The sequence below is a fragment of the Armatimonadota bacterium genome (assembly GCA_035527535.1).
In the GTDB taxonomy this organism is placed as follows: Bacteria; Armatimonadota; Hebobacteria.
Window position 1 is genome coordinate 1 of record DATLAK010000115.1, and the last position, 2,018, is coordinate 2,018.

General features: G+C 64.1%; 2 protein-coding genes. Both read left to right on the forward strand.

The annotated features are described in order from the left end of the window. Positions 1-1,132, forward strand: a 1,132-nt coding sequence (locus VM221_08430) for a hypothetical protein (GenBank protein HUT74846.1), incomplete at its 5' end; no start/stop codon positions are given. Then, positions 1,129-1,806: a methyltransferase domain-containing protein gene (locus tag VM221_08435; GenBank protein HUT74847.1), complete on the forward strand. Its 678-nt coding sequence runs from the start codon at positions 1,129-1,131 to the stop codon at positions 1,804-1,806. The genes VM221_08430 and VM221_08435, both read left to right, overlap by 4 nt. The last annotated feature ends 212 nt before the right edge of the window (positions 1,807-2,018 follow it).

A 2,018-nucleotide genomic window follows, 5' to 3' on the forward strand; every position in this document is an offset into this window, starting at 1 on the left:
GACGGGGGTGCCGGCGTGGGTGGCGGCCAGGGCCCCGAGACCCAAGGCTCCCCCACGGCGGTGGTCTACGTGGGAGGAGCAGTTCCTGCGCGATAACATGGGGCACCTTCCCTATGCGGAAATCGCGCGGGCGCTGGGACGTACAGAGAACGCGCTGAAGATCCGCCGCATTCGGAAGGGGATGCCTCCTCCAACCCGAACACTGCTGACGGCTACACGGGTGGCGCGGACCGTGTTCGGGAAGGATCCGAGCACGATCGCATTCTGGATCGAGAAGGGCCGGCTCCCGGCGCGACGAATGGCGCTGCGGGACCGGTGTGTCTATCTGATGACGCGGAGCGACCTCCTCGCCTTCATGCGGAACCCGCAGAATTGGCCGCTGTACAATCCGGAGACGATGCCCGAGGGGCCCTGGCAGGCCACGGCGGCGCGGATCCGTGGCGACGTGCGGTTCCTGACCACCGGGGAGGTGGCGCGGAAGTACGGGATGACTGCGACGAATGTGGCCAAGTACATCCGCCAAGGGCGGCTGCCCGCGACCCGATGGGCCAACTGGCACGTTCGCGAGGAGGATGCAGAGCGAGTCTTTGGAGGCATGAGGTTCATCCGGCGCGGAAGGTACCGGCGCCGGTGGCACCCCACACCGCGAGCGCTGGGGTTTCTGGCGCTGGCGCATTCCGTGGGCCTTACCTGGGGCGCGATCGCACGGATGATGAAGAGGAGAGATGCGGCCTCCGCGCTACCCTACTGGCTAGGGAAACTGCGCGGGACGGGTCAGCTGCGGGAGCTGCTGGCCAGCGAACCGGTCGTGTTCAACGATGACGGCGAGCCGTGGGGCGATTGGCGAGCGCTGGGGAGCCGGTTCCCCTTGCTGCGGAAGGCAATGGAGCGATTTGTCGCAGAGGAACGCCTCACGAAGGCGCAGCGGCGGCTGGTGGCGGGCTACCTGTGGCGCGTGGCAGAGTACCACGAGCTGCCGGTGGCCAGGATGCTGAAGGTCCAGCGGAATGTGAGTGAAGCAGGGTTGAGGGACGTGTGGGAGGGGATGGAGGCTGAGACACAGAGCATCGCTGGAGACGAGAGCCTACCATTTGCGGCGCGGTTCACGCGTGCGGTGTATCCAGAAGCATGAATGGGAACCTGCTATCAGCCATTTATCGCGGCCAGTCATTTGCCCGTGCGTGGATGAATCTACGCCTCGGCGCCACAACGGTGGATGGGCTGACGGTTGACCTGGGCACTGGGGGCTCACACAACTTTGACCTGATGCGGCGCAGCGATAGCGCACGGGTACTCACTGTTGACCTTTGGCCAGAGGCGGGGCCGGATCTCGTTGCCAACCTGGAGTCGCCGTTGCCCTTGGCGTCGGCGTCTGTGGACAACATCATGCTGCTCAACGTCCTCGAGCACATATACGGCTACGAGCAGCTGCTGTGTGAGGCTGGGCGGGCGTTGCGACCTGGTGGCCGGCTGATTCTATTCGTGCCGTTTCTGTACCCGGTTCACACCGCACAGCGCGGCGAGACATTCACTGCCGACTACCTGCGCTGGACAGATCATGCGTTGGTGAACCTGTTGGTCGGTTCGGCAGGGTTTAGCGGGACGATCCAAGTTGCAGCGCTTGACCTGGGTCCATTCACGGCAGCGGTGAGCATGATCACGCCCCTGATTCGATGGGGGGCGCCGCGAGCCGCCGTCGCATGGTTCGCCTTGGCGCTGGACAGATTCGTTCGATGGGTACGTGGGGCGTCGCACAGCAAGGATACCAAGTGGGTCATCGGGTATTTTGTGCAGGCGACCAAATGAACGAGGTCATCCCCTACGGCCAGAACTGATACGGCACCCGCCCCGTCTGAATCGCAGCCAGCGCGATGATGCACATGGCGATCAGGATCGCGATGTAGTGGCCGAGCGTTAGGTCGTCGTGGTCATCGTGCACGAACTGGAGCTCCTCCCAGGGGAGATCACAGCTCTACCGACAAGAAAAACTCGCTGGCGGGCGCAGAGTAAGACAGATC